26 protein-coding genes are annotated in these 26,460 nt (G+C 36.3%); 16 read left to right on the top strand and 10 right to left on the bottom strand.

The window, feature by feature from the left end; genetic code table 11:
• Positions 1–23 precede the first annotated feature (23 nt).
• From JN11_RS19575 to JN11_RS24865, 5 genes are all read left to right on the top strand, one after another.
• Positions 24–1,823 (top strand): BatD family protein, encoded by a 1,800-nt coding sequence (locus JN11_RS19575; protein WP_144915305.1) that lies wholly within the window; start codon positions 24–26, stop codon positions 1,821–1,823.
• Between the two features lies 1 nt (position 1,824).
• On the top strand, positions 1,825–2,586 hold the full coding sequence (locus JN11_RS19580; RefSeq protein ID WP_144915307.1) for a tetratricopeptide repeat protein: 762 nt from the start codon (positions 1,825–1,827) through the stop codon (positions 2,584–2,586).
• Positions 2,587–2,807: 221 nt separating this feature from the next.
• Positions 2,808–4,163, top strand: coding sequence for an MFS transporter (locus tag JN11_RS19585; protein ID WP_144915309.1), 1,356 nt, complete (start codon positions 2,808–2,810; stop codon positions 4,161–4,163).
• Positions 4,164–4,254: 91 nt separating this feature from the next.
• Positions 4,255–4,743 carry a cupin domain-containing protein gene (locus JN11_RS19590; RefSeq protein WP_144915311.1) on the top strand — a complete coding sequence of 163 codons (489 nt, stop codon included), beginning with the start codon at positions 4,255–4,257 and terminating at the stop codon, positions 4,741–4,743.
• Between the two features lie 232 nt (positions 4,744–4,975).
• A complete protein-coding gene (locus JN11_RS24865; RefSeq protein WP_262713296.1) occupies positions 4,976–5,110 on the top strand; it encodes a hypothetical protein in 135 nt (44 codons plus the stop codon).
• A gap of 75 nt (positions 5,111–5,185) precedes the next feature.
• Here the strand turns inward: JN11_RS24865 and JN11_RS19595 are convergent, their stop codons facing one another.
• Positions 5,186–5,854 carry an FAD-binding oxidoreductase gene (locus tag JN11_RS19595; RefSeq protein ID WP_144915313.1) on the bottom strand — a complete coding sequence of 223 codons (669 nt, stop codon included), beginning with the start codon at positions 5,852–5,854 and terminating at the stop codon, positions 5,186–5,188.
• A gap of 238 nt (positions 5,855–6,092) precedes the next feature.
• Between JN11_RS19595 and uxaC the strand changes: the two genes are divergently transcribed.
• From uxaC to JN11_RS19610, 3 genes are read left to right on the top strand one after another with little or no spacing between them, the layout of a single operon-like run.
• Positions 6,093–7,505, top strand: coding sequence for a glucuronate isomerase (gene uxaC / locus JN11_RS19600; protein ID WP_144915314.1), 1,413 nt, complete (start codon positions 6,093–6,095; stop codon positions 7,503–7,505).
• Positions 7,502–8,533 (top strand): sugar kinase, encoded by a 1,032-nt coding sequence (locus tag JN11_RS19605; RefSeq protein ID WP_144915315.1) that lies wholly within the window; start codon positions 7,502–7,504, stop codon positions 8,531–8,533. The genes uxaC and JN11_RS19605 overlap by 4 nt, the downstream gene beginning before the upstream one ends.
• Positions 8,530–9,189 (top strand): bifunctional 4-hydroxy-2-oxoglutarate aldolase/2-dehydro-3-deoxy-phosphogluconate aldolase, encoded by a 660-nt coding sequence (locus JN11_RS19610; protein ID WP_144915317.1) that lies wholly within the window; start codon positions 8,530–8,532, stop codon positions 9,187–9,189. The genes JN11_RS19605 and JN11_RS19610 overlap by 4 nt, the downstream gene beginning before the upstream one ends.
• Before the next feature lie 30 nt (positions 9,190–9,219).
• Here JN11_RS19610 and JN11_RS19615 read toward each other — a convergent pair whose 3' ends face one another.
• Complete coding sequence (locus tag JN11_RS19615; protein ID WP_144915319.1) at positions 9,220–9,915, bottom strand: MBL fold metallo-hydrolase; 696 nt, start codon at positions 9,913–9,915, stop codon at positions 9,220–9,222.
• A gap of 136 nt (positions 9,916–10,051) precedes the next feature.
• Between JN11_RS19615 and JN11_RS19620 the strand changes: the two genes are divergently transcribed.
• Positions 10,052–10,429, top strand: coding sequence for a winged helix-turn-helix transcriptional regulator (locus tag JN11_RS19620; RefSeq protein WP_144915321.1), 378 nt, complete (start codon positions 10,052–10,054; stop codon positions 10,427–10,429).
• A gap of 6 nt (positions 10,430–10,435) precedes the next feature.
• On the opposite strand, the gene JN11_RS19625 is transcribed toward JN11_RS19620, so the two are convergent.
• The 6 genes from JN11_RS19625 to JN11_RS19650 form a co-directional block, all read right to left on the bottom strand.
• Positions 10,436–11,260 (bottom strand): alpha/beta fold hydrolase, encoded by an 825-nt coding sequence (locus tag JN11_RS19625; protein ID WP_144915323.1) that lies wholly within the window; start codon positions 11,258–11,260, stop codon positions 10,436–10,438.
• 42 nt (positions 11,261–11,302) lie between these two features.
• Positions 11,303–11,527, bottom strand: a complete 225-nt coding sequence (locus tag JN11_RS19630; protein WP_144915325.1) for a CDGSH iron-sulfur domain-containing protein — start codon at positions 11,525–11,527, stop codon at positions 11,303–11,305.
• An 88-nt stretch (positions 11,528–11,615) separates the two neighbouring features.
• Positions 11,616–12,302: an arylesterase gene (locus JN11_RS19635; protein WP_144915327.1), complete on the bottom strand. Its 687-nt coding sequence runs from the start codon at positions 12,300–12,302 to the stop codon at positions 11,616–11,618.
• Between the two features lie 50 nt (positions 12,303–12,352).
• Positions 12,353–14,893, bottom strand: a complete 2,541-nt coding sequence (locus tag JN11_RS19640) for an ABC transporter permease (protein ID WP_144915329.1) — start codon at positions 14,891–14,893, stop codon at positions 12,353–12,355.
• Positions 14,894–14,899: 6 nt separating this feature from the next.
• Positions 14,900–15,589 (bottom strand): ABC transporter ATP-binding protein, encoded by a 690-nt coding sequence (locus JN11_RS19645; RefSeq protein ID WP_144915330.1) that lies wholly within the window; start codon positions 15,587–15,589, stop codon positions 14,900–14,902.
• 194 nt (positions 15,590–15,783) lie between these two features.
• Entirely contained in the window at positions 15,784–16,386 is a 603-nt protein-coding gene (locus JN11_RS19650; protein ID WP_144915332.1) for a GNAT family N-acetyltransferase, read from the bottom strand.
• Between the two features lie 152 nt (positions 16,387–16,538).
• Here JN11_RS19650 and JN11_RS19655 point away from each other — a divergent pair, with 152 nt between their 5' ends.
• The 5 genes from JN11_RS19655 to JN11_RS19675 all read left to right on the top strand — a co-directional run bounded on the left by JN11_RS19655 (position 16,539) and on the right by JN11_RS19675 (position 22,970).
• Complete coding sequence (locus tag JN11_RS19655; RefSeq protein ID WP_144915334.1) at positions 16,539–17,018, top strand: DinB family protein; 480 nt, start codon at positions 16,539–16,541, stop codon at positions 17,016–17,018.
• A 128-nt stretch (positions 17,019–17,146) separates the two neighbouring features.
• Positions 17,147–18,904, top strand: a complete 1,758-nt coding sequence (locus tag JN11_RS19660; protein ID WP_144915336.1) for an ABC transporter ATP-binding protein — start codon at positions 17,147–17,149, stop codon at positions 18,902–18,904.
• Positions 18,885–20,651 (top strand): ABC transporter ATP-binding protein, encoded by a 1,767-nt coding sequence (locus JN11_RS19665; protein ID WP_144915338.1) that lies wholly within the window; start codon positions 18,885–18,887, stop codon positions 20,649–20,651. Before JN11_RS19660 ends, JN11_RS19665 begins: the two co-directional genes overlap by 20 nt.
• A gap of 147 nt (positions 20,652–20,798) precedes the next feature.
• Positions 20,799–21,503, top strand: coding sequence for an NUDIX hydrolase (locus tag JN11_RS19670; protein WP_144915340.1), 705 nt, complete (start codon positions 20,799–20,801; stop codon positions 21,501–21,503).
• 450 nt (positions 21,504–21,953) lie between these two features.
• Positions 21,954–22,970 (top strand): PorP/SprF family type IX secretion system membrane protein, encoded by a 1,017-nt coding sequence (locus tag JN11_RS19675; RefSeq protein ID WP_144915341.1) that lies wholly within the window; start codon positions 21,954–21,956, stop codon positions 22,968–22,970.
• A 102-nt stretch (positions 22,971–23,072) separates the two neighbouring features.
• On the opposite strand, the gene rpoN is transcribed toward JN11_RS19675, so the two are convergent.
• A complete protein-coding gene (gene rpoN, locus JN11_RS19680; protein WP_144915343.1) occupies positions 23,073–24,548 on the bottom strand; it encodes an RNA polymerase factor sigma-54 in 1,476 nt (491 codons plus the stop codon).
• A 142-nt stretch (positions 24,549–24,690) separates the two neighbouring features.
• Between rpoN and mscL the strand changes: the two genes are divergently transcribed.
• Complete coding sequence (mscL, locus tag JN11_RS19685) at positions 24,691–25,101, top strand: large-conductance mechanosensitive channel protein MscL (RefSeq protein ID WP_144915345.1); 411 nt, start codon at positions 24,691–24,693, stop codon at positions 25,099–25,101.
• 65 nt (positions 25,102–25,166) lie between these two features.
• Here the strand turns inward: mscL and JN11_RS19690 are convergent, their stop codons facing one another.
• Positions 25,167–26,045 carry a ChaN family lipoprotein gene (locus JN11_RS19690; RefSeq protein ID WP_144915347.1) on the bottom strand — a complete coding sequence of 293 codons (879 nt, stop codon included), beginning with the start codon at positions 26,043–26,045 and terminating at the stop codon, positions 25,167–25,169.
• Between the two features lie 198 nt (positions 26,046–26,243).
• Here JN11_RS19690 and rpmH point away from each other — a divergent pair, with 198 nt between their 5' ends.
• Entirely contained in the window at positions 26,244–26,402 is a 159-nt protein-coding gene (gene rpmH / locus JN11_RS19695; RefSeq protein WP_096351641.1) for a 50S ribosomal protein L34, read from the top strand.
• Positions 26,403–26,460 lie beyond the last annotated feature (58 nt).

Consider the following 26,460-nt stretch of genomic DNA (forward strand, 5'->3'; position numbering starts at 1 on the left):
AGCTGTGACAGTTAGATTAAATAATGAAGATTAAATATTTTATATTATCGTTTCTGTTGCTCTGTGCAAACCTTTTATTGGCTGATGGAATAAAGTTTACTGCATCGGCAAGTAAAACAGAGGTAGGTACTGGTGAGCAATTTGAAATTACTTTTTCTGTAAATGGTAATGGTGATGATTTCAGGCCACCTAACATTAACGATTTTCAGATATTATCGGGGCCAAATGTATCTACCAGTATGGAGTCTATTAATGGAAATACAACCGTTAGTACTTCGTACAGCTATATTTTAATGGCAGCTAAAGAAGGCGAATTTACAATTGCTCCAGCAACAATGGTTGTTAACGGACGAAGACTAAGCACTCAACCCATTAAAATTAAAGTGATAAAGGGCCGTCCGGTTCCTCAAAATAATGCACAACAAAATAATCAAACAGATAACACGCCTCCTCCAAACACTTCCGATCTTTCTAAGCTATTATTTATAAGGGCTGTAGTTGATAAAAATAATGTTTATGATGGACAGCAGGTAACGGTAAGTTATCGCTTATATACACGTGTTGGTATAGATGATAGTCAGCCTGATAAATTACCTGACTTAAATGGTTTTTGGAGTGAAGATGTTAAGCGGCCACAACAGGTGCAATGGAATACTGAAACTTATAAAGGACAGCAATACAAGGTAGCTGATATTAAGCAGAGTATTTTATTTCCTGAGCATGATGGTAATTTAACTATCGATCCATTGTCTATGGTTTTTATAGTTAGGCAACCGGTGGCTTCAAGAGATATTATGGATCAGTTTTTTGGTTCGTACAGACAAGTTAAATACAAAGCACAGAGTGCCCCAGTAACCATTCATGTAAAGCCTTTGTCCGAAGAAGGTAAACCAGGTGGTTTTGCTGGTGCTGTTGGCAAGTTTACTATTGATGCCAGCATTGATAAAACAGAAGTAAAAACAAATGATGCCATAAATTATAAGGTTAAAATAACCGGATCTGGTAATATTAAGCTGTTTAAACCTTTAACGGTTAATTTCCCTGCTGATTTTGAGAAGTATGACCCCAAAGTTACCGATACAGTTACAGAAGATATAAAAGGCGTATCAGGAAGCAGAATCTATAATTACCTACTAATTCCAAGGCATCAGGGGGATTACACTATTGAACCCCTGAAATTTTCTTATTTTAATCCGAATACAGGAAAATATGTGACGCTTGAATCACAACCTTTTCATGTTAAAGTAAATAAAGGGGCTGCTGAAAGTAATGTAACTGCTTTTTCAGGTACAGAAAAGGAAGACCTGAAAATATTAGGTAAGGATATCAGGTATATTAAAACCAATGGCGATTTAAGCAATGCAGATGATATGTTTTTTGGATCGTTTGGATATTGGTTATTGATTAGTTTAGGCCCTGTTTTATGTGCAGGTGCATTTATTTATCGTAACAAAGTCAGGAAAGAGAATAGTGACGTTGTTAAAGTAAAAAGTAAACGCGCCGGTAAAATAGCTGCCAAACATTTGGCAAATGCCCAGCTACAATTAAATATTAAAAATACAAAGGGATTTTACGAAGCCATATTTAAAGGTTTATATGGATACCTGAGTGATAAACTGAATATTTTGTATGCCAATCTTGATAGAGAAACTATCGCATCAGCATTAAGGGCAAAATCAGTAAATGAACAACTAATTAAACGATTATTAGATACACTTGATTTATGTGAAATGGCACGTTATGCGCCGGTAACTCATATCTCTGAACAGGAAGTATTTGACAAGGCAAAAGGTATAATAAACGATATTGAAAGTGAAATTTAATATGCTTAAACGCTCATTATATATTTTTATATGGCTTGTTTTACCAATATGTTCATTTGGTAATGATAATGCACCTCAATTATTTGAAAAAGGTAATGCACTTTATGCAAAAGGGCAATACAAGGAGGCATTAAATACTTATCAGGAATTATTGAACGGCGGCTATCAATCTTCTACGGTTTATTATAACATGGGTAATGCCAGTTATAAGTTAGATGATATACCTTCTGCAATTCTTTATTTTGAAAAGGCTCATAAGCTTGCACCAAATGATGAAGATATAAATTTTAATATTCGCCTGGCTAATTCAAAAACAACCGATAAGGTTGATGAAATACCGGAGTTTTTCCTTACAAGGTGGTGGAAATCATTTATTTTTTCATCTTCTTTAAATACGTTATCTATTTTAAGTATTGTATTCTTTTTAGCAGCATCCGGATTGTTAATTCTTTACTTTTTTGCTGGTGCTTTTTCAATTAAAAAATATTCTTTTTATGCTGCTATAATTGGGTTCTTTTTCGGACTGATATTAATTTTTATGGCCGGCAGACAAGTGAGTTATTTTGATAGCCATAAACAGGCAATTGTTTTCACCAATTCAGTAACCGTAAAAAGTGGTCCGGTAGATAAATCATCGTCTTTGTTTGTAATTCATGATGGAACCAAAGTAAACGTTGAAGATTATAATAACGACTGGATAAAAATTAAACTCATCAACGGTAATGAAGGCTGGATAAAAGCATCTGATGTAAGGGGAATTTAGGGCTATTTGTAAGCTTAGATTATATTAACTGTATAAAACAATCTAAACTAAAATCAGATACACCAACTCAATTTTATAACAACTAAACCGATCAAAATAATTCTCATATTGTGATTTTTGAAGCTGATTCAACTTCAAAAGTTGCGATTGCTATCTTTAAATACTAAGTTTCTCGCCTCAATTTTTGTAAACTCTAAAATTTATATACTTTTAGAGTCAGTATGGAAGCAAAAAACAACAAAAAAACGATCTGGGCCTGGTGCATGTTTGATTGGGCCAATCAATCCTATAATATGGTGATCACCTCCACCATATTTCCGGCTTATTATGTGTTTTACACAACCTATCACAATGCTAATCACGATATAGTTACCTTTTTTGGGCACAAGTTTGTAAATACAGTATTGCTAACCTATGCTTTAGGTTTATCATACATGCTGATTGTGCTTCTGTTACCTATACTAACCTCCATTGCCGACTATAAGGGGAACAAGAAATTATATCTCCAATTTTTTACCTGGCTTGGGGCTTTATCCTGTGCCGGCCTGTTTTGGTTTAAACCTGTAGCACACGGTACGCCAGCCCTTGAACTTCCATTAATATTTTATGGATTGGCTTGTATTGGATATTGTGGCGGCTTTGTTTTTTACAACTCCTATCTACCCCAAATTGCTACTGATGATCAAATGGATAATGTGAGTGCAAAAGGCTTTATGTATGGCTACGCGGGTAGTTTAATTATGCAGCTTTTGTGTTTAGTTGTAATACAACAACCGACTTGGTTTGGCTTAAAAGAAGACGTATTGCAGGCAATTCCTGAACGTATGTCATTCCTGCTTATTTTCTTTTGGTGGATGGGCTTTTCCATTATTCCTTTCAGACTGTTACCAAAAGGCGAGCCGAGCGTTAAGAAGCAAAATTACAATGTGTTAACTGGTGGTTTTAAGGAGCTGGGTAAAGTTTTCAAAAAGGTTCAGAAAATGCCTTTGTTAAAGCGTTTTCTATTATCCTTCTTTTTCTATTCTGTTGGTGTACAAACTATTATGCTGGTTGCCGCTAACTTTGCATCTAAAGAACTTCACATGTCTGATGATGTATTGATTGAGATTATTCTTTCCATTCAGGTTGTTGGGGTTATCGGAGCATGGCTTACTTCAAAAGTATCAGGTAAGTACGGTAACGTGAGAACGCTCATAGGCCTGGTGTCTATCTGGACGGTGCTTTGTCTGTTGGTGTTTTTTATAGCTAATACGCCACAGTTTTTTGCCGCTGCAATTGTAGTTGGTGCTGTAATGGGTGGCGTACAGTCCATATCACGCTCAACCTATTCAAAATACTTACCACCTAATATCCCTGATACCGCTTCATTTTTTAGTTTTTATGATGTGACCGAAAAACTAGCAATAGTAGTAGGCTTATTCACATTTGGGTGGGTTGAAGCAGTAACAGGTGAAATGCGTGATTCAGCCTTAGCATTAGATTGCTTTTTCGCGACTGGTTTAATCCTGATGATTGTACTTTATGTGGCAGAGAAAAAGGCAAAAAAACAAGTTGAACCTGAAGTGGTTATTGCATAATTGCTCTTCGCTTATTTAAAGCTAAGATTTATAAGATTGAATGATCATACAATATTTCTGTAATTTAAATTTATAAATCTTAGTTCATATCATGAATGCTCAAATCGGCAAATACTGGATTAAACACTTAGATCTTCAGCCTCATCCCGAAGGTGGATATTATAAAGAAGTGTTTCGCTCCCTTCAGCCGGTAAACAGGCAAGGTGAGACTGAAATCAGACAAGCCTGTACATCAATTTATTATTTATTGGAAGGGGCCGATTTCTCAGGATTTCATCGTATTTCGTCTGACGAGTTATGGTACTTCCATAAAGGAGTGCCCCTGCTTATTCATAGTATAGATGAAGATGGAAACTACTTTAAATTTGAATTGTCTGATTGCCCCTCAGGGAGTTTGTCTGTGGCTGTTAAAGCAGGACTATGGTTTACTGCTGAAATACCATCGAAAAGCGAATTTACGTTGGTAAGCTGCAATGTTGCGCCCGGTTTTGAATTCAGCGAGTTTGAAATGGCCGATAAACGAACACTAACTGTAGCATTTCCGCAACATGCTGATGTATTAAACAAACTTTGCCGTTAATAATTAGACGTGTTTCAATAAAACCTTAAAATAACTACTTAAAGGTGGTTTTGAAGCAAAATGTATACTTTTTTAAGCAGCTCTGTATCTCTTCAGTATACGATAACACGTCTTTTTTCTATGGATTTTCTATTACATTATTGAATTTTTATAGAAGCGAATAGATTTTAAAGCACTAACCAATATTATGGCACGGTGTTGGTATAAACCTATGCAGCTAAAAAATTAACTTATGAAAACTTCAACTAACACCCGTGTAATATTAAAAGCAATCGATTTAGAATTAAGAGCGTCATTGAAAAAAGATCTTCAGCATTTTAGAATGATTCAGGAAAACAAACAGGCTTCAATTAAAAAAGCAGCTTGATCAGCATATCATCTACCTATACGAAAAAGAGGATCCTTATTTAATATTAAGGATTCTCTTTTCATTTTTAAGACTTTATTCTTCAATAACAATATTCTTTTCGTTTACGCAGAGTTCAATCAGATTAGTTTTTAGTCCGGATACAAATTCATCAGGCCCGCAGATATAGTAATATTGATATTGTTTACTAACAAACTGTTTCAGTAATTCTATATCAATACGTCTCCCTTGTTTGCCAGTAGATTTAGGCTTTGAAATAATATCAATGTGGTTTTCTCCCAGCATTTCATCCAGTTCATCTTTAATAATAATATCATCTTCGGTTCGGTTAGCAAATAGCAGGGTGCAACCTGTCAGTTTATGGTCATGCTTCAGCATTCGTAAAATAGATATAAACGGTGTTATACCCGCCCCGCCTGCTATAAACAACCCTGGTCCTTTATAATTTATAGCACCGAATACGTCGTGTAATATCAATTCGTCTCCGCTGTTAACATCCAGTAGCCTTTCGGTAATACCATTATGCCCTTTGTAAATTTTGATAGTAAATTCAAGATGATTATCACTATTAAGGCAGGTAAAAGTAAAAGGCCGAAATTCATTTTCTAAACCGTGTTTATTGATAGATACGTCAGTGGCTTGTCCGGATATGAATGAATAGCCTTTTGGTTTTTCCAGAGTGAATCGCTTAACATTATGCGTTACCATCTCTGTTTTTAAAACTTTAACAATATGTTTTTCCATAATAGTTGTTTATTAATATTGTAGTAATAATTATAAAAGGATAGTGTTTTAAATATGTTGATTAATATTTGGCCAAATCAATACATGCTTTTGTAAATTTGTAGTGTAACTTTAAATTAATCAATTTAACCCTTAATGTTTTTGTAACAATTGCTATATAAAAAGTATATTGCTGCCGGAAAGTTAAACCTTATAACCCCAATAGTTTTTGCCGTAAATCCGGCAAAATAATTCAGAGATGAAGAGTTTTTTAAATGAAGATTTTTTGCTGGAAACAGAGACTGCTAAACGTTTATACCATGAATATGCAGCGGCATTACCTATAATTGATTATCACTGCCATTTACCGCCTGATCAAATTGCTGATGATATTAACTTTGATAACCTTACGAAAGTTTGGCTTTTAGGCGATCATTATAAATGGCGGGCAATGCGTGCCAATGGAATAGGAGAGGCCTATATTACCGGGAATAAAACAGACTTTGAAAAGTTTGAAAAATGGGCAGCTACGGTACCATATACGCTTCGTAATCCATTATATCATTGGACGCATCTGGAGTTGCAGCGTTATTTTAATATCCATGAATTACTGTCGCCTGCAACAGCGCGTAAAATATTTGATGAATGCAGTGAAAAGCTGCAATCGCCGGAATATAGTGTCAGGAACCTGATTAAAAAAATGAACGTGGAGGTAGTTTGTACTACCGATGATCCGGCCGATGACCTGGCACATCATCATAAAATAAAAAAAGACGGTTATGGAGTAAAGGTTCTGCCTGCTTTCAGGCCTGATAAGGCAATGGAGGCTGATAATACCAAATCACTTAATATTTATATTAACCGTTTGGAAGAGGTTGCTGGTTTAAAGATCAACAGCTTTGACATGTATCTGGATGTATTAAAAAGACGTCACAATTTCTTTGCTGCCAGTGGCTGTAGTATCTCCGATCATGGTTTGGAGCATTTATATGCCGAAAGTTGTACCGAAAGCGAGATAAAAGCAATATTTACAAAGATAAGGACAGAGCAAGTTTTATTTTCAGAAGATGTGATGAAGTTTAAATCGGCAATGTTGTATTATTTTTCGGTTTGGGATCATGAAAAAGATTGGGTACAACAGTTTCATTTAGGTGCTTTACGTAATAATAACACCCGTGCTTTAAAAGAAGCCGGCCCTGATACAGGTTATGACTCTATCGGTGATTTTCAGCAAGGTCGTGCTTTGTCTAAATTTTTAAATAAGCTACAAGCCGAAAATAAACTTACCAAAACCATTCTGTATAATCTTAATCCATCAGATAACGAAATGATGGCAACTATGGCCGGTAATTTTAACAATGGTTCTATAGCCGGGAAGATGCAATTTGGTTCGGCATGGTGGTTCCTTGATCAGAAGGATGGAATGACAAAACAGTTAAATACAATATCAAACATGGGCCTGTTGAGCCGTATGGTTGGAATGCTTACTGATTCACGTAGTTTTATGTCGTTCCCAAGACACGAGTATTTCCGACGCATATTATGTAATCTTTTTGGTAACGATATTGAAAATGGCGAACTGCCAAATGATATCACCTGGACCGGAAAAATTATACAGGACATCTGCTACTATAATGCTAAAAGGTATTTTGATTTCGATAAAATAAAATGAGTCTAACTGTCGGTAAACATACAGGTAAGGTGCTTTCCTTTGGCGAATTGCTGCTGCGTATTTGCCCGGATGCGAATGGCGAATGGCTTAATGAAAATCGACTGCCGTTTTATGTTGGCGGTGCAGAATTAAATGTGGCTACAGCACTTTCTCTTTGGGGATTACCATCAGGATATTTTACTGCGTTGCCGGATAATGGCATGTCGGCCCAGCTTATAGTGTTTTTACAGGAGAAAGGGATTGATACCTCCGCAATTGTCAAGTCAGGAGATAGGATAGGCCTTTACTACCTGACACAGGGACAGGATCTGAAACACAATGCACTGATTTATGACCGTGCCAATTCATCATTTTCAGCGTTGCAAACAGGACAGATCGACTGGGACAAATTGTTGAATGGAGTAAGTTGGTTTCATTTTAGTGCCATCTGTCCGGCAATAAGTCAAAACGTGGCTGATGTTTGTATGGAAGCTCTTGAAGCTGCATCAAAGAGGAATATTACCATATCCGTTGATATGAATTACCGGGCCAAATTATGGCAATATGGTAAGTCGCCGGTAGAGATAATGCCCGATTTGGTAAAATATTGCCATATAATAATGGGAAACGTTTGGGCAGCCGAAAAGATGCTGGGTATCCCTGTTATTCCTGATATTCACAAAAGTGGGCAAAAAAGTATATATTTAAGGGAATCATTAAAAACATCCGAGGCTATTAAGGAACGTTATCGAGGATGTCAGGCTGTTGCTAATACCTTTCGCTTTGATGCTACTAATGAAATAACTTATTATACATCACTTTTTATAAACGGGCAATTTTATACTTCAAATCAGTACGATACGAGTAAGGTTACAGACAAAGTGGGAAGCGGCGATTGTTTTATGGCCGGTCTTATTTATGGGCTCTACAAAAACCTTGATCCACAGCAAACGCTTGAATTTGCTACCGCTGCTGCATTTGAAAAGTTATTTATTAATGGCGATTCAACTACCAAAACTGTAGCAGAAATAGAAAATTCAATCAAATGAAAATTAAAAAAGCCGTATTAAACAGCATCTTAACCCAAGGAATGTTACCCTTGTTTTTTTTTGAAGATGCTGAAGTGAGTCTTCAGGTTGCGCGCACATTATACAAAGCGGGTATAAGGGTGCTGGAGTATACCAATAGGGGTAAACAGGCGCTTGATAATTTTAAGGTGCTCAAAAAGGCTCAGCAAAAAGAAATGCCAGAATTACTACTGGGTATAGGCACTATAAAAAATGTGTCAGATGCAGAAGCTTTTATTGATGCAGGGGCTGATTTTATAGTTTGTCCAATCATTAACCCGGAAGTAGCTAAAGTAGCTCAAAAACATAAACTACTCTGGATTCCGGGTTGTATGACACCTACGGAGGTGTATAGTGCCAAAAAAAATGGTGCCGACCTGGTTAAAATATTTCCTGCCAATATTGTTGGTCAGGCTTTTATCAGTTCAATCAGAGAGCTGTTTCCCGGCCAGCTTTTTATTCCAACAGGCGGAGTTGATTTAACTGCTAAAAATATAAGCGGATGGTTCCAAGCCGGAGCCTGCGCCGTTGGAATGGGTAGTAAATTGATCAGCAAAGATGTTTTAGAAAAAAAACTATACGATCAGCTATACACCGATACTGTTAAGACCCTTGAATTGGTGAAAGCTGCTATGTAAAGCATAACAACTTTCTAAATACTGCTAGCTCTAACTGAATTTTTCAGTCATTTTTTTACTTGCACTACTCATTACTGGTTTACCATGCCCAAAACAAGCAATTTTGAAATTGTATTTCGATATATTTTTCAGTGTCTGTTTTGCCAGGGTTACATCTTCATACAAAATACTGTAATCAACAAGACCGTTTGTGTTCATGCAAATATCTCCCGCAATTAATAATTCCTCTTTCTCAATCAATAAAGAGATATGACCAGCCGAATGCCCTGGTGAATGAATTACTTTCGCTCCGGCGAGTATTGGCAATACCTGTTCATCGTTTAATTTAATAATATTGCTCACTGGGGTAATCGTCTTTGGCGCCTTTTTGAGCAATAAACTATATACCAGCCATGATATAAAGCCTGGTGTCCTTGTCATCGGTTCTCTCATCCCAATTCCTTTTTCAATTAATGCAGCATCTGTATAATGAGCATAAACCGGAATATTAAGCATTTGCTGAATTACTGCTGCTGAACCTGCATGATCAGGATGCAAATGAGTTAGGATTATTTGTTTAAGATCAGTTGGTTTCTTCCCAATTTCTGCCAGTGCTTTAAATATCTTTTTTTCAGCACCGTCAACGCCCGTATCTATCAGTGTTAAAGCTCCGCTATCATCAATCAGATAGCAATTGACAACTCCCAGATCAATCTGATAGATATTTTTGATTATATTTTTTATCATCTGTTTAAATTAACAGAACAAAGCTATGGTAAGTGAAGTAGTTATTAATGATGCTATACTTTAGTATACCAGTATACTTTGAGAAACCGGGTAAGAAAAGAATTCAATTAAATATATTTATAGTTTATTACAAAGTATGGATACTACTGATTATGATTTAGAAAATTTGCCCCCGGATTTATCTTATGAAGATTTTCTTCAGATGTTGTTGCCATTAAGGGATTCCCTGGATATTTTGGGTGGGAAATGGAAATTGCAGATCATCTTTTCTTTAAAGTTTGGCCGAAAACGATTTAAAGAAATTCAAAGAGAAATACCTGGCATTACATCCAAAATGTTATCAAAAGAGCTTAAGGATCTTGAAATGAATGATCTGGCTACCAGGTACGTGCATAACACAGCACCTATAACAGTAGAATATGAATTAAGCGAGTATGGTAAAACCTTAAAATCCGTTGTTATTGAATTATATAAGTGGGGTTCTGCGCACCGTAAACATATTACCAGTAAGTAAATAGTTTTAAAGCGAAGTACCTGGAGGGTTACTTATACTTTCCAGGAAATATATTACAGCCTGGTTAAATTCATTCGGGTGCTCCAGATTGGGCATATGTCCGGCATCTTCAATAATAACCAGTTTGCAATTCTGTAGGTTTGCTTTAAGTTCTTCTGCTTTTGCAACAGGAGTAAACTCATCCTCTCGGCCAACAATTACCAGCGTAGGAACATTAATTTGCGGTAGTACTTTAGTAAGATAATCAATTCTTTCAGCTCTGGCTCTTAGAGCTGTGGCAGCAGCCTCAGGAGCGGTTGCTTTCATCATTTTAACAACATGTTCAGCCACCTCAGGCATTGAACTAACATGTTTTGGGCGGATCATTTTATAAATCACCTCGTCAGCATACGCATCCATTCCTTCTTTTTCCAAACGGTTGGCAGCATCATAGCGGCCTTGCTTTATTTCTGGAGTATCTAAACCAGCAAAAGTATCAGCAAATATTAATGATTTTATCCTGTTGGGTGCCTGGCGAAATATCTCCATAATAATTTGGCCCCCCATTGACAAGCCGGCCAAATGAAAACGATCTACATTTAAATAATCCAGCAGTTGCAATACATCGGTGGCGTAATCTTCAAATTTTGTATTTACCGGATGATGGGGCAGGCTGCTGTTGCCATAGCCCCTTAAATCAGGTGTTATTACCTGGTAATCATCAGAAAACTCAATAACTTGCGGATACCACATGGTATGGTCAAAAGGGTGTCCATGTATTAAAACTAAAGGTGCTTTACTGCCGGTAACCTTGTAATTAAGTTCAACTCCGTTAATTTTTGCCTTAGCCATTGCCGAATTTAAAGATTGTTCAATTGTTTGGATTACCTATAATTAAACTTTTTTGGGTGGAAGATCAAATGCAATTGCATTATGCTCAAAGTGACCTTTATGTGAGCCATCGCAAAAAGGTTTATTGGCTGATAAGCCGCAACGACAAATAGAAACTATTGTTCTGCCCTGCAAACCATATTCATTACCCTGCATGTCTACAATTTCAAAATCGCCTTCAATTTTAACCGAACCATTATTGTTTATGGTAAGTTTCGTTTTACTCATATTTTTATATTTTGCTGGCGAAGATAATCATCCTATAACTAGGTAGGATGAAGCCGAAAAAAAATAATTATTAAATATGATGCGGTCTTCAGCTCTTTCCAGTCAGCACATCCTGCAAAACATGCCAAACGTTGTTGCCTACAATTTTAGCCCCTCCGGCTGTTGGATGTATACCATCTTTTTGATTTAAAGAAGGCACACCGCCCACATCCTTTAAAAGAAACGGCATTAATGTCATTTTATTTTTTGCAGCTAGTTCAGGAAAAATCGCCTTGAAACTATACGCATAGGCTGTGCCCATATTGGGCGGTACCTGCATACCTAGCATTACTAATTTAGCATCCGGGTATTTTGCTTTTACGGCATTAACAATATCCTGTAGATTTTTAATGGTTTCACTTACTGGAATACCTCTTAAACCATCGTTGGCCCCCAATTCCAATATAAAAACATCAACATGCTGTTTTAAGATCCAGTTGATCCTTCCTTTTCCGCCCGCTGATGTTTCGCCACTAACACCTGCATTGACTACTTTGTAAGGAAGCTTTGCGGAGTCAATTTTGTTTTGAACTACTGACGGGTATGCCTGTGACGGATCATCAAGCCCATAACCGGCGGTAAGACTATCTCCAAAAAATAAAATAGTTTTTGATGACGATGAACTATCAGGTTTTTCAGTCGTTACCGAAGTTTGCGATGTAGATGTTTTATTATTACCGCAGGCTTCAAAAATAAATATTATGCAAGCCAGCGAAAGTATTTTGAATTTGAACATTTTTATTTTTTTAATCCCAATTATAAGTCAAAAGTTAATTTTAAGACTGATCAGGAAGCTCTCAACACTTCCAGCGGAGGCTTATTTAGTACACCTCTGCTGTTTAATAGTCCAATGACAACTGTCAACAATGAAATAATTAAAAATAATGCAGCAACTGGTAGTAAATTTATAGCAAAGGGGATTTCGAAACTATATTTTGCCAGTAACCAACTACTTGCTAATGCAATTACAATACCAGTTAACGCTGATAGTGCTCCTAAAAATAGATATTCTAAGGTAGTAATCACAAATATTTGTTTGCGGCTGGCTCCCAGTGTACGTAATAATACACTTTCGCGGATCCGCTGATATTTGCTTATTCTTACAGAGGCAATTAATACTACAATGCCTGTAATAATACTAAATGCACTCATAAAACGGATAATGTAGCCTATTTTATCCAGTAAATCATCTACAGTTACCAAAACTTGGCCCAGGTCAATGATAGAAACGTTAGGGTATTGTTTTACTATAGCCTGCTGATATTTGGCGGAAACTTTTGACGACGGCACATGAGTAAGCAGCACATGAAATTGTGGAGCATCGTCCAATACACCTTTCGGAAACAAGATTTGGAAATTGGTTTGAATTTTATTCCAGTTCACTTGTCTTACACTTGCAACTACAGTTGTCATGTTAAGTCCCTGTACATTGAAAACTAAATGATCGCCAACATTAATGTGATTACGCTTGGAAAAATTATCCTCTATGGATACAGGTATATCCTTGCCAACATCGGCTTTGCCAATCCATTCGCCTTTTATTATTTTTTCCGATGGTGTTAATGTATCACGGTAAGTAACACGATATTCATTAGAGAACACATGCTTTGAAATTTTAAGGGTAGAATCTTTTCTCAAATCTGCTGCCGTTTTTTCGTTGATGCTTTCCAGCCTGATGGTAATAATAGGCACTTGTTGTAAAACAGGAAGCTTTTGTTGTTTGGTGAGCTCAGCAATAGATTTTTCCTGACTGCTTTGGATATCAAATAAAATCATATTAGCCTGGTTGCCGCTCGATGACAGGTTAACCTGATTAATCAGGATACTTTGTATAAAGAATAGCGTGCAAATAAATGCAGTACTCAATCCAATAGATACAATAAGGATAATAGTTTGATTGTTTGGCCGGTAAAGGTTGGCAAAGCCCTGACGCGTTAAATAGCTCCATGTACTCTGGATGATGATGCGCATAACCTTCATTAATAACCAGGCTGTAAAGGCCAGTATCATAAAAGCAATCAGAATACCGATAGTGAAAAATACACTTGCCAGCCAGCTATCAAGTTGTAAAAAGCTAAAAGTGATAACAAAAGCAAGGATCAATAAATAAACCAGCCATCTGAAAGGGTCACGTACCAAGTTTATATCTTCAAAGGTGATCCTGAGGGTATTTAGCGGTGATATATTTCTGATGGAGATAAGGGGTAATAATGCAAAAAGAATGGAAATGATCACTCCTAATAAAATTCCCTGTCCTATAGCCAGCCATGATATAGCTGTTGAAATGGTAAAGGGTAAAAAATCCTTTAATATCATAGGCAAAACATGCTGGATAAGTGTACCCAGAAATGCGCCTGTTATAGAACCGATAATACCGATTCCAACAATTTGAATAAGAAAAATAATAAATGCTTCGGACGCTTTTACTCCAAGACAACGTAGTATAGCAATTGATGCAATTTTTTCGCGGATATAAATGTGTATGGCACTGGCGACGCCAACACAACCAAGTAGAAGTGCAATGAAACCAACTAGGGAAAGAAACCGCGTTAAATCACCAAATGAACGGCCCGTGTTTTCCTTGCGGGTTTCAATGGTTTCGTAATTCATTTCAGCTTTATCTAACCTCGGGTCAATACTTTTAATAAGCTTATCCATATTTACAGGATGGTTATATTTATAGTAAAAACTATAATTGATACGGCTACCTTTTTTTGAAAGCCCGGTCTGTTCCAGATATTGTAATGGTATATAAACAATAGGCGCAATACTCGTTGATACACCAGTTTGCCCAGGTGCTTTATTCAAAACTCCCGCAATGGAAAAGGTCACATTGCCAATTTTTATAGAATCGTTTACATGTGCATTAAACTGCAGCATCAGCGTTTTATCAACCAAAGCCATTTTTTTATTTCTAAAAGCCTGGCCGGCTTGCTCTGGCGTAGTTTCTAAGCTCCCATAATAGGGGAAATCACCCTGTAATGCACGAATCTGTACTAAACGTGTGCCATTACCTTTTGGGAAATAGATCATGGAAACGAAACTCCGCTCTTCTGATCTTTTATCGCCTAATGAATCCAGCAGTGGTTTTATGGTAACGTCTGCTAGTTTGTTGCCTGTTATGGATAAATCAGCACCTATAAGCGTTGCGGCCTGGGCGTTAATATCTTTCTCCAAATTAAATCTGAACGAGTATATCGCTACCAAGGCAGCAATACCAAATATAATGGCTGATATGAATAATAATAACCGCGAACGGTTTCTGCGACTGTCGCGCCAGGCCATCTGAAAAAGCCAGGGGATATTTATGCTCCGTTTGTTTTCCATGCCCGTTTATCCGTTTATGGTTTTTTCGTCGGCAACCAGTTTGCCGCCTTTTATACGAATAATGCGCTGGGTTTTAGCTGCCAGTTCCAGATCATGTGTAACCAATACCAATGTAGTACCGGCTTCTTTGTTTAGATCGAATATCAGTTTAACTACCTTTTCGCTGGTTTCAGCATCCAAATTACCTGTAGGTTCATCAGCAAATAATATAGATGGAGAATTAGAAAAAGCGCGGGCCAATGATACCCTTTGTTGTTCACCGCCCGAAAGTTGAGCAGGGTAGTGGTGACTCCTGTCTGCAAGACCCACTTTATCAAGTAGATCCATTGCTCGTGCCTTGATATTCTTTTCACCTCTTAGCTCTAATGGAACCATTACGTTTTCCAATGCGGTTAGGGTAGGCAATAGCTGAAAGTTCTGAAAAATAAAACCAATATATTGATTACGCACCTGTGCTCTTTGGTCTTCTGATAAATTGCCCAGATTAATGCCATTTAATTCAACTATGCCCGAACTCGATCTGTCCAACCCTGCACACAAACCCAGTAGTGTTGTTTTGCCACTTCCAGATGGCCCTACAATAGCATTTGTTGAACCTTTGGTAATAGAAAAATTAATTTGATCAAGAACCGTAAGTATACGCCCGGCACTTTGATAGGTTTTACCCAGATCTATGATATTTAGTATAGTTTCCACTTAAATGTTTTTTTAATAGATTAAAAAACTTTGTTTTTGTTACTTCAATAAGGTTCGTAAATATCCGCTTATCACGCTATACAGCAATAAAAATCAGTAAAAATTGAAAGTATGACATAAATATGTCTTTTCTGACTTTTTTTAAGTTAGAGTCAATAATATAAATAGAAGAGCATTTCTAGTAGAAGGAAACATTATTTTAATATTCTGCCAAGACTTTCCTTTACATCATTTTCCCATTCATTTTTTAAGATACTTAAAACGATGGAATCTCTTCTTCCACCTCCGTGTAAAGGCATGTTGCTTCTTAAAATACCTTCTGATTTACAGCCAATGCTTTTCATGGCTGCAATACTCAACTCATTTCTGGCATCGGCTCTAAATTCAACCCTTAACGCATTCATTTTTTCAAAAGCAAATTGAAGCAGTAAAAACTTACAATGTTTATTTAGCCCTGTTCCTCTAAATTTTTCGCCATACCAGGTATAGCCCAATTGTACGGTTTGCCAATGCATTTTAATATCATAAAAGCGCGTACTGCCGGCATATGATGAGGTTTGTTTATCAAATACAATAAAAGGATATTCATCACCTGTTGCCCTGTTTTTAAGTGCTTCATTAATATAGGTACGCAAGCCCTGTTCACCTTTAGCACTTTGGTGCGAATATTTCCAAGTTTCCGGTTCATTTAGTGCAAATGGCAAAAGAAATTCAATATCAGTTTCCTTTAAAGGGGTTAATAGTACACGGTCATCTTCCAGTACATAATCTACATTACGGTCAAAATTTAGGGTCATTGTTTAATGTTTGTTAAATGTATCGTAATTATTTAGGTAACTTATTTTAACCAATATCTTAATGCTGTTACAAAAAATAAATGGGTGATTAATCTCAAAAATAATACAGAAATCGCTATAACATTTTAAAAAACTTTCGTTTATTAGGACATATGATTTATTCATCATTAACTGAGCGTTTAAAAAATCAACATAAAACTATCGCCTCTGTTATTATCAAATTAAATAATAGGCGAATACAGTTACATTCTGTTCGGGGCAAATGGAGCATTCACGAAAATATAGCACATTTGGCTAAGTATCAGCCTGTTTTTATCGATCGAATGCGCAAAATCCTTGCTATTGATAATCCTACATTTGAAGTTTATAAAGCAGAAAATGACGATGAATTTGAAATTTATTGTGCATTTACAACTTATGAGTTGCTAAAGAAAATATCGGCAGACAGGGAAGTTATTTACCACCTTATTAATAGTTTACCTAAAGATAAACTGGAGCGTATAGGTATCCACCCGAAATTTGGGAAATTAACTATAATGGAATGGCTGGAGTTTTTTCTGCTTCATGAATCACATCACCTTTATACAATTTTTCAATTAGCTCATTCTGGCGGGAATAAGTTGAAACAATAGCAATAGCTTTGGGAAAAGCATATTAAACTGTTTAATTCATAAAATTTTTCTATTGCTCATTCGTCAACATAATTAAATAACATTGTTTGTTATTTTTACTGCCTCTTAAATCTAAATAAAATATAATAATGAAGCCAACCGATAACAAATCTAAACCACCCGGTATTTTTAGCCTGTTGAAGCCTTATTCGGGTTTGGTTACCCTGCTTATATTGTTTGCGCTCTTTAGCAATACAGTTACCTTATGGCTTCCAAAAATTATTTCGCATGGAATTGATGATTATATCCATAGTTTGTTTACGCACTCAAAGTATAATGTAAACCCAATATTGGTTAAATTCACCCTAGCTGTCTTATTTATTTTTGTATTTGCTTACTTGCAAACCATTATACAAACCTATACATCAGAAAAAGTAGCCCGCGATCTGCGCACCCAACTTTCTGATAAAATTTCGAGACAAAGCGGTGTTTTTATTGAGCAGGTCACACCTTCAAAATTGCTCACCAATCTTACGGCCGACGTTGATTCAATAAAGCTTTTTGTTTCACAGGCTTTAGTCTCTATCGTATCATCAGTATTTATAATTGTGGGAGCCAGTATATTGCTGCTTACTATTAATTGGAGATTAGGCCTTTGTATTATTGCTATAATCCCTATTATTGGTGGAACTTTTTTTTATGTACTGAAAAAAGTCAGGGCATTGTTTATTAAAAGCCGTGGGGTTATTGACTGGTTGAATAAAGTAATTAACGAAAGTATTTTAGGCTCAGCACTAATACGTGTTATCAATTCACAGCAATTGGAGTTTGATAAATTTTTAAAAGCCAATTCGGAGGCAAGAGACATCGGTCTATCTATTTTAAGACTTTTTGCGGGCCTTATACCTATAATTACTTTTACAGCAAACTTGGCTTCTTTGAGCATTCTGGCTTTAGGTGGCCACTTTGTGATAAATGACACTATGACATTGGGTGATTTTGCTGCATTTAACAGCTACCTGGCTCAATTGATATTCCCGATTTTGGTTATTGGCTTTATGAGCAATATAATTGCTCAGGCAACAGCTTCATTTCAGCGTATTAATGTTGTTTTGGATGCTGCTGATACTTCTGAAAAAGGGGAACTAACTGCGACTTTAAACGGTGATATTGAACTGAAAGATGTTTCTGTTTCTTATGGACAGAAACCGGCACTGAAACAAATTTCATTTAAGGTTAAGGCAGGGTCTAAAATTGCTGTTATAGGCCCAACCGCTGCGGGCAAGTCACAGTTGTTATACCTGCTTACAGGTTTAATAAAACCAAGTACGGGAGAGGTTCTTTTTGATGATAAAAGTATTGATGTTTATAACAGCGAATCGTTCCACAGCCAGGTGGGTTTTGTTTTTCAGGATAGTATTATTTTTAATATGAGTATCCGCGAAAACATTGCCTTTAGTGATACAGTTACAGATGAATCATTACAAAAGGCTATTGATACAGCAGAGTTAGGTGAGTTTATCAGTTCATTACCAGAGAAGTTAAGCACTATTGTCTCTGAACGAGGCTCGAGTCTTTCAGGTGGCCAAAAACAACGTATAATGTTAGCAAGGGCATTGGCCATTAATCCTAAAGTTTTATTACTTGATGATTTTACAGCTCGCGTTGATAATAATACCGAAACAAAAATTCTTGCCAATGTGCAGAAAAATTATCCTGGTTTAACACTGATTTCGGTAACACAAAAAATTGCATCTGTTGAACATTATGACCAAATCATTCTGTTAATGCAGGGTGAAATCATTGCTACCGGTAAACATAATGAACTGATGAAAAGCAGCCCGGAATATGTACAAATTTTAAACTCGCAACAAAGCACCAGTAATTATGAATTACAATCTAAATGATCTGCAGGCTAAGGCGCCCAAATCATCCACATGGTCTTCGCTGGGAAAGTTGTTGCAACTCATCTCACACGAAAGAAAGAATTTAATAATGGCATTAACTGCCATTTTGGTTAACTCTACTTTAAACTTATTCGGCCCACTAATTATTGGGCATACCATTGATCAGTACATTTTTGTACCACATAAAAATTATCATGGTGTATTGGTGAATTGTGCCATACTACTGGGTATGTATCTGGTGGCATTGCTATCAAGTTATCTGCAAACCATATTGATGGGTGGGGTTGGTCAACGTATGCTGTTTACGCTTCGTAATGCGATATTTAATAAGCTGCAATTGTTGCCAGTTGGGTTTTTTAATCAAAATAAGGCTGGAGATTTGATATCGCGAATCAATAATGATACAGATAAGCTGAACCAGTTTTTTTCACAATCGTTAATGCAGTTTATTGGTAGCATAGCCACCATGCTAGGGGCAGGAATATTTTTATTGTCGATAAATATTCAGCTTGGATCAGCTACACTTATTCCTGCAATTGTTATCCTCATTTTTACTGCTTTAACATCCCCATGGGTGAAAAGAAAAAATGCCAAAAACCTGAAAAGTGTAGGTGGAATGAGCGGCGAGATACAAGAAAGCCTGAATAATTTTAAAGTGATCATTGCTTTTAACCGCCGTGATTATTTTCGCAAACGTTTTGATGAAGCAAACCAGGAAAACTACAATACGGCAATAGGAGCAGGTATAGCCAATAATAGTTATGTGCCGGTATATGGTTTGTTTTCGAGTATTGCACAGTTAATTGTTTTGGCCTATGGTATTTACCTGATTTCTGAAGGCCAGTTTGCTATTGGATTGTTGGTAAGCTATTTATCATATGCTAATCAATTTTATAATCCCTTAAGGCAATTGGCGGCATTGTGGACAAACTTTCAAACTGCAATGGCTGGCTGGGACAGGATATCCCATATATTAACCTTAGAAACTGATCTGGTAACGATAGATAATGTGGTTGCTGATCCTTCTGCTTCATTACTGGAATTCAGGAATGTGCATTTTAGCTATGATGAAAGCAGGGAAATATTGCATAATATCAATTTTAAGCTGGAGCGTGGAAAAACCTATGCACTTGTTGGCCCAACAGGTGGTGGTAAAACTACAACGGCTTCATTAATAGCTCGCTTATATGATGCAACCAAAGGAACTGTTTTACTTGATGGAAAAGATATAAGGGGTTATGAGCCGATTGACAGAACCAAAAAGATAGGCTTTATTTTGCAGGAACCATTTTTGTTTACTGGAACGGTACGTGATAATATCTTGTATGGTAATGAGCTATATGTAAATTATACGAATGAGCTATTGGAAAAGGTTATTGTAGAGGCTAATTTAGGTAGCTTGCTTGCAATTTTTGAAAGTGGATTGGACACAAATGTACTTTCAAGTGGTGATAGTATAAGTTTGGGTCAAAAGCAATTGATAGCATTCATGCGCGCAGTATTACGCAATCCTGATTTACTTATTTTGGATGAGGCAACTGCCAATATTGACACCATTACAGAAAAACTACTTAGCGATATTTTAAGTAAATTACCGGATACCACGACACGAGTAATTATAGCACATCGTTTAAATACTATAGAAAATGCCGATGAAATATTTTTTGTCAACTCAGGCGAAGTAATCCGTGCAGGTTCATTTGATCACGCTATGGATATGCTGCTACACGGTAAAAGGGTGAGCTGATATATGAATAGGAAGAGTTACAAGTAAAGAATAATGAATTTAAATAACTTTCTTTGGAACTTAACTGGCTTTTCCTATTTTCGGACATAACCATTTCCACATCTCCATAATTATTTTTACACTTGTAAATAAACTATAAACCTGATTATGCAGAGATATACTGGTCAAAAACGAATATTGGTCGCTACAGACTGTATTATTTTCGGATTTGACGGATGGAATTTAAAATTGTTGCTGGTTCAGCGTAACATTGAGCCTGAAAAAAACAAGTGGAGCCTTATGGGAGGCTTCATACAACCTTCAGAAACACCTGATGACGCTGCCAATCGTGTTCTGGAACTTAGAACCGGCTTAAAAAACGTTTACATGGAGCAATTTCAAGTATTCGGAAAGCCTGATCGCGACCCGGTGGAAAGAACATTATCTGTGGCTTATTTTGCTTTAATTGATATCCATCAATACGAAAAACAGATAAGTGATGAGTATCATGCTGAATGGTTTTTGTTAAACGAAATGCCGGAGTTGATATTTGATCATAGTGAAATGGTGAAGCTTGCAAAAAGACAATTGCGTTATAAAGCAGCACTGCATCCAATATTGTTTCAATTATTACCAGAAAAGTTTACTATACCGCAGTTACAAGCCCTTTACGAGGGGGTTTATAATACTGAGTTTGATGATCGTAATTTTAGCCGCAAACTACTATCAACCAATTTATTGGTAAAACTGCCTGAAAAAGATAAGGTGTCATCCAAAAAAGGTGCATTTTATTACAAGCTGGATCAGTCGCACTATACTGAGAATTTTGAGAAGTTTTTAAACCTGGTGCCTAACCCGGATAAGTTCTTTTAAGAACAAAGAAGGGATGCAATATTTGGCATTCATCTGAATGTTTGTATTTTTTACTACAAATTGGTTCTTTATAGACTATTTTTCACTAATCAGCGTTTTCATTCGAGACTTTACATATTTTAATTTTTTATTGCTGTTTATTTAATTATAACCGGCGATATCAGTCTTAATTAAAATTATAGTCGTAACAATTGCTAAACTTAATACGTTTACGCCTGAAAGGTTCTATTGCCATTTTTATTGAATAAAAAAATTAATTCTAATTTAAATTGTGCAATTACAACATACAATGGATTTATAGAAAATGTATATTCGTCAATTGGTTATAAATACCAATAGATGACATTTGAATCAGTAAACAGTATAAAAATAAGTACCTGTTCGTTCATTGTTCAAATTTAAAAACGGCACTGAAATTTTATCAGGACCTATACCATTATCTGATAATTAATGAAAAAAAAATTACTTCTGCTATTTATTTGGGTTCTCAGTGTGAAAGTGTTATGGGCGCAGCAAAAGCCTCAATATACTCAATATGTATTTAATAACTTGTTATTAAATCCTGCAGTAAGTGGTATCGAAAATTATACTGATGTTAAAGCAGGGTACCGCAGCCAGTGGACCGGTTTACAGGGAGCACCCGTTACCAGTTACTTAACATTTTCTGCACCTATAGGCGATAATTTTTTACAAGGTGATGCTACTGCTTTCCCTGCAGAGGGCGGTATAAATCCATCAAGCAGACTATATACACAAAACTATATGGCTGCAGAGCCGCATCATGGTATTGGCTTTATGCTGGTTTCGGATCAGGCTGGGCCTATTACCACTACTAATATTGATTTCACTTACGCGTATCACCTTGGCATAACAGAAAGGATGAATTTGGCCGTGGGTGTTCAGGGTGGTGTTGATCACGTTAATTTAAATACAAGTGAAATAACACTAGAAAATCCACTCGACCCGGCTATTGCCAATGGAAATAACAGTCAATGGAAACCTGATTTGGGCGCTGGTATATGGCTTTATGCTTCCGATTATTATTTTGGTGCTTCAGTTCAGCAATTGCTGCCTGAAAATCTTTATTTCAGTAGCAACAACGCCTACAATCAAAGCAAAACGGTTCCGCAATACTTTATTACCAGTGGAGTTAAGTTGTTTTTAACGGATGATATTACCCTTTTACCATCATTTCTGATAAAAGTGATTAACCCAACCCCTATAACTTTTGATATCAATGCAAAAGTATCGTTTCAGGATAAGTTTTGGATAGGAGGTTCCTATCGCCGTGATGATTCTTTTGGAGTGCTTGCAGGGGTAAATATCAGCTCATTTATCAATGTAGGATATTCATATGATATCACTACTTCAGCTTTAAATACAGTTAGCAACGGAACCCACGAAATTGTTATAGGCATTTTACTCAACAACCGATATAAAGTGACCTGTCCACAGCATACTTTTTAATTTGCTTTTTTCAAAAAGCGGTTAATCAATTTATTAACCATATAAAATAAAAAAGAATTGCCTCTTTGTTATATTTTATTGTCTACTGCAAACTGCTTACTTCTAAAGTTCCTTCCTTAAACGGGCAACAGGAATGTTCATTTGTTCGCGATATTTGGCTACTGTACGGCGTGCAATATTGTAACCGGCATCTTTTAAAATTTCAGTTAATTTTTCATCAGCAAGAGGATGCTTTTTATCTTCAGCACCAATATGCTCTTCCAGTATTTTTTTAACCTCTTTATTTGAAACTTCTTCCCCGCTTTCAGTTTGGATGGCTTCGGAAAAGAAGGATTTTAATAAGAATGTGCCGAATTCTGTTTGAACATATTTTGAATTGGCAACCCTTGATACGGTCGAAATGTCCATATTAATCCTGTCAGCAATATCCTTCAGGATCATCGGTTTTAAGTTTTTATCGTCCCCCGTTAGGAAAAACTCATACTGATATTGCATTATGGCATTCATGGTTTTTAAAAGTGTTTGCTGGCGCTGTTTAATAGCATCAATAAACCATTTTGCCGAATCAAGCTTTTGCTTTACAAATTGAACGGCTTCCTTTAGTTTTTTATCTTTTTGAGACGCTTTATCATAATGCTCAAACATTTCCTGGTAAGAGCGGCTAACCCGGAGTTCAGGCGCATTTTTTGAGTTTAGGGTAAGTATCAGAACGCCATCATTATTAGTAATGTGGAAGTCTGGTATTACCTGTAATTGTTTAGTGTTTATCTCGTTTGAATCGCCAGGTTTAGGGTTAAGCTTTAGGATTTCGTTAACTACGCCTCTTAATTCAATAGAAGACATGTTGAGCGACTTCTCCAGCTTATCATAGTGTTTGCGCGTAAATTCGTCCAGATAATGCTCAACAACCAGTATTGCCTTTTTTATAATTGGATCATTGGCATCTTTTTTACGAAGTTGTATTAAAAGACACTCCTGTAAACTACGTGCACCAACTCCAGCAGGGTCAAAGGTTTGGATCACTTTAAGCATATCCTCCACTTCATCATCCGTAGCAAAAACGTTTTGAGAAAATGCCAGGTCGTCTGTGAGCGACATTATAGGGCGGCGTAAATAGCCGTCATCGTCCAAACTGCCAATTATTTGTTTCCCTATTCTGAAATCTTTATCTGATACTGGCAAAAGGTCAAGTTGTTGTTGTAAACTTTCAAAAAATGAGCTTTGTACGGCAATTGGGATTTCTTTCCGCTCATCATCATCATCGCCATTTTGATCATAGCGCGACCCATAATCATTTACATTATCCTCCTGCAGGTAGTCATCAATGTTAAACTCATCAGCTTCTCCTTTTTCCTCATCGCCATTGTAATTATCTTCCTCCGGGTCTCTGTCCGGGTATTGTTCTTCAGGTTCGTTTAAATTAGTTAAACTCAAATCTTCCAAGGCAGGGTTTTCTTCCAGTTCTTCTTTAATACGGGTATCTAAAGAAACAGTAGGCACCTGTAACAATTTTATAAATTGTATTTGCTGAGGGGAGAGCTTTTGTAATAGTTTTTGTTGAAGATTCTGTTTAAGCATAAGATAGGGGCAAAAATACATCAATTACCTTTAACTTTAAAATAAGTTAAGGTAATAAGCCAATGTTGTAAAATGCAATAGAGTTTAAATTGTTTGTTTAGTTTATTAATTTTATAACTTTAATCAAACTAAATGATAAATTATGGCGATTGTAAAAGAGTTTAAGGAATTTGCAATGCGTGGCAACGTTGTTGACCTTGCGGTGGGTGTGGTTATCGGAGCCGCATTCGGAAAAATTGTTACCTCACTGGTTGCAGATGTTATAATGCCCCCCATTGGTTATATAACTGGGGGGGTGGATTTTTCAGATAAGAAGATTATTCTTAAACAAGCTGATCCTGTGCATAAGGTGTTAGAAACAGCTCTTCATTATGGCAATTTTATTAATGCAATAATTCAGTTTCTAATAATAGCATTTTGTATATTTATGGTAGTTAAAGCAATAAATTCTTTAAAAAAGCAAGAAGAGGTGCCTGTGCCGGTGGATCCGGTTCCAACAAAGGAAGAGATTTTGCTTACTGAAATACGTGACCTACTAGCCAAAAAGGCATAATATTAGTTTCTTGGCCGCTTGTTTGTTGATAAAAGTCAATGAGCAAGTGGCCTAAAAGTTACTTGCTAAAATGTTTTTGGTAATTTAGGGTCAGTTAAAATAATATAATCGCCGTTTTTACTCAGCTTAATCCAGTCTGGATTTTCAAATGATTCATCCGAATAAACGGCAATGTTTAATATTCGCACATTATGTGCATACCTTTTTAACTGGGCAACTGCGCCAAGCTTTTCTTCACTATGAAAACCTCCGTTGAGTTGAAGTATCTTATAACCTTTATGTGTTTCAATGAATTTGGCAATTGACCAGCCCATTGTTGCATCCCATAAATTTTGTGCCTGGTACATTTGCATGCCCGGCGTGGAAGCATGTCCGCCCATTATTTGAGTGAATTTTTCATAATAAGTGCCAGTGGCTGTGTCAATAGGTAGAGGGGGGAGATATGACTTTCCAATGGTGCTCAATTGTTGCAAGCTATTTAATCCAAGCCGGTTAACCATATTTGTGTAACGCGATGGGGCATTTGCCGCAATAACGGGCATGTGATTTGTTTTAGCAAACTCAATTAACAGACTATAGTCTTTATAATTTGGCCATACCCGGGTATCTGTTCTGAAGTTTTTTTCACGAATTAAGCCATAGAGGTACTCATTTAATACATTTTGACAATCCGTTTCAAACATCTCCATTGATAAGGCAACCTTGTTGGGATATTTATCTTCAAGTTTTTTTAGTAACTTATATTCCAGATAATGCCCGGTTGAATCATCATGTTCTTCACCAAAAAATAAAACATCAGACTTTGACATGTCATTTATAATGTCATCGACTGTAACGATCTTTTGTTTTGAAGTGTTATAAATTTTATAATGATTAGCCAATGAATCCTGACTAAAAGAAATAATAGGTAGAAGAATAAATAATATAATACCAAATATTTTCATGTTTTATTTACTGTTGATTATGAGATTATTAAGCAGGTTTTAAAGGTGATTATTGGGTGGACTAGTTTAATTCACCTGCGCAACTTAATGATTTTAAATTTAGGTAGATTAAAGTAATTAACTATTGTTTGAAAAAATAAAAAAAAAGACTACATTTGCGCTCTTGTTTTTAAAACGAACGAATAGAATAAAATAGCCATGAAAAGAACGTTTCAGCCCTCACAAAGGAAAAGAAGAAATAAACACGGTTTCCGTGAGCGCATGTCAACTGCTAACGGCAGAAGAATATTAGCTGCAAGAAGAGCTAAAGGAAGAAAAAGATTGTCAGTATCTGACGAGCGCAGTCACAAGGCATAAAGCTGGTTGCTTTCTCCATTGAGGGGCTTGAGCCGGTTTATTTTTAATTTCGGTTCAT

Origin of the sequence: Mucilaginibacter frigoritolerans, from assembly GCF_007830615.1 — a bacterium.
Classification (GTDB): domain Bacteria; phylum Bacteroidota; class Bacteroidia; order Sphingobacteriales; family Sphingobacteriaceae; genus Mucilaginibacter; species Mucilaginibacter frigoritolerans.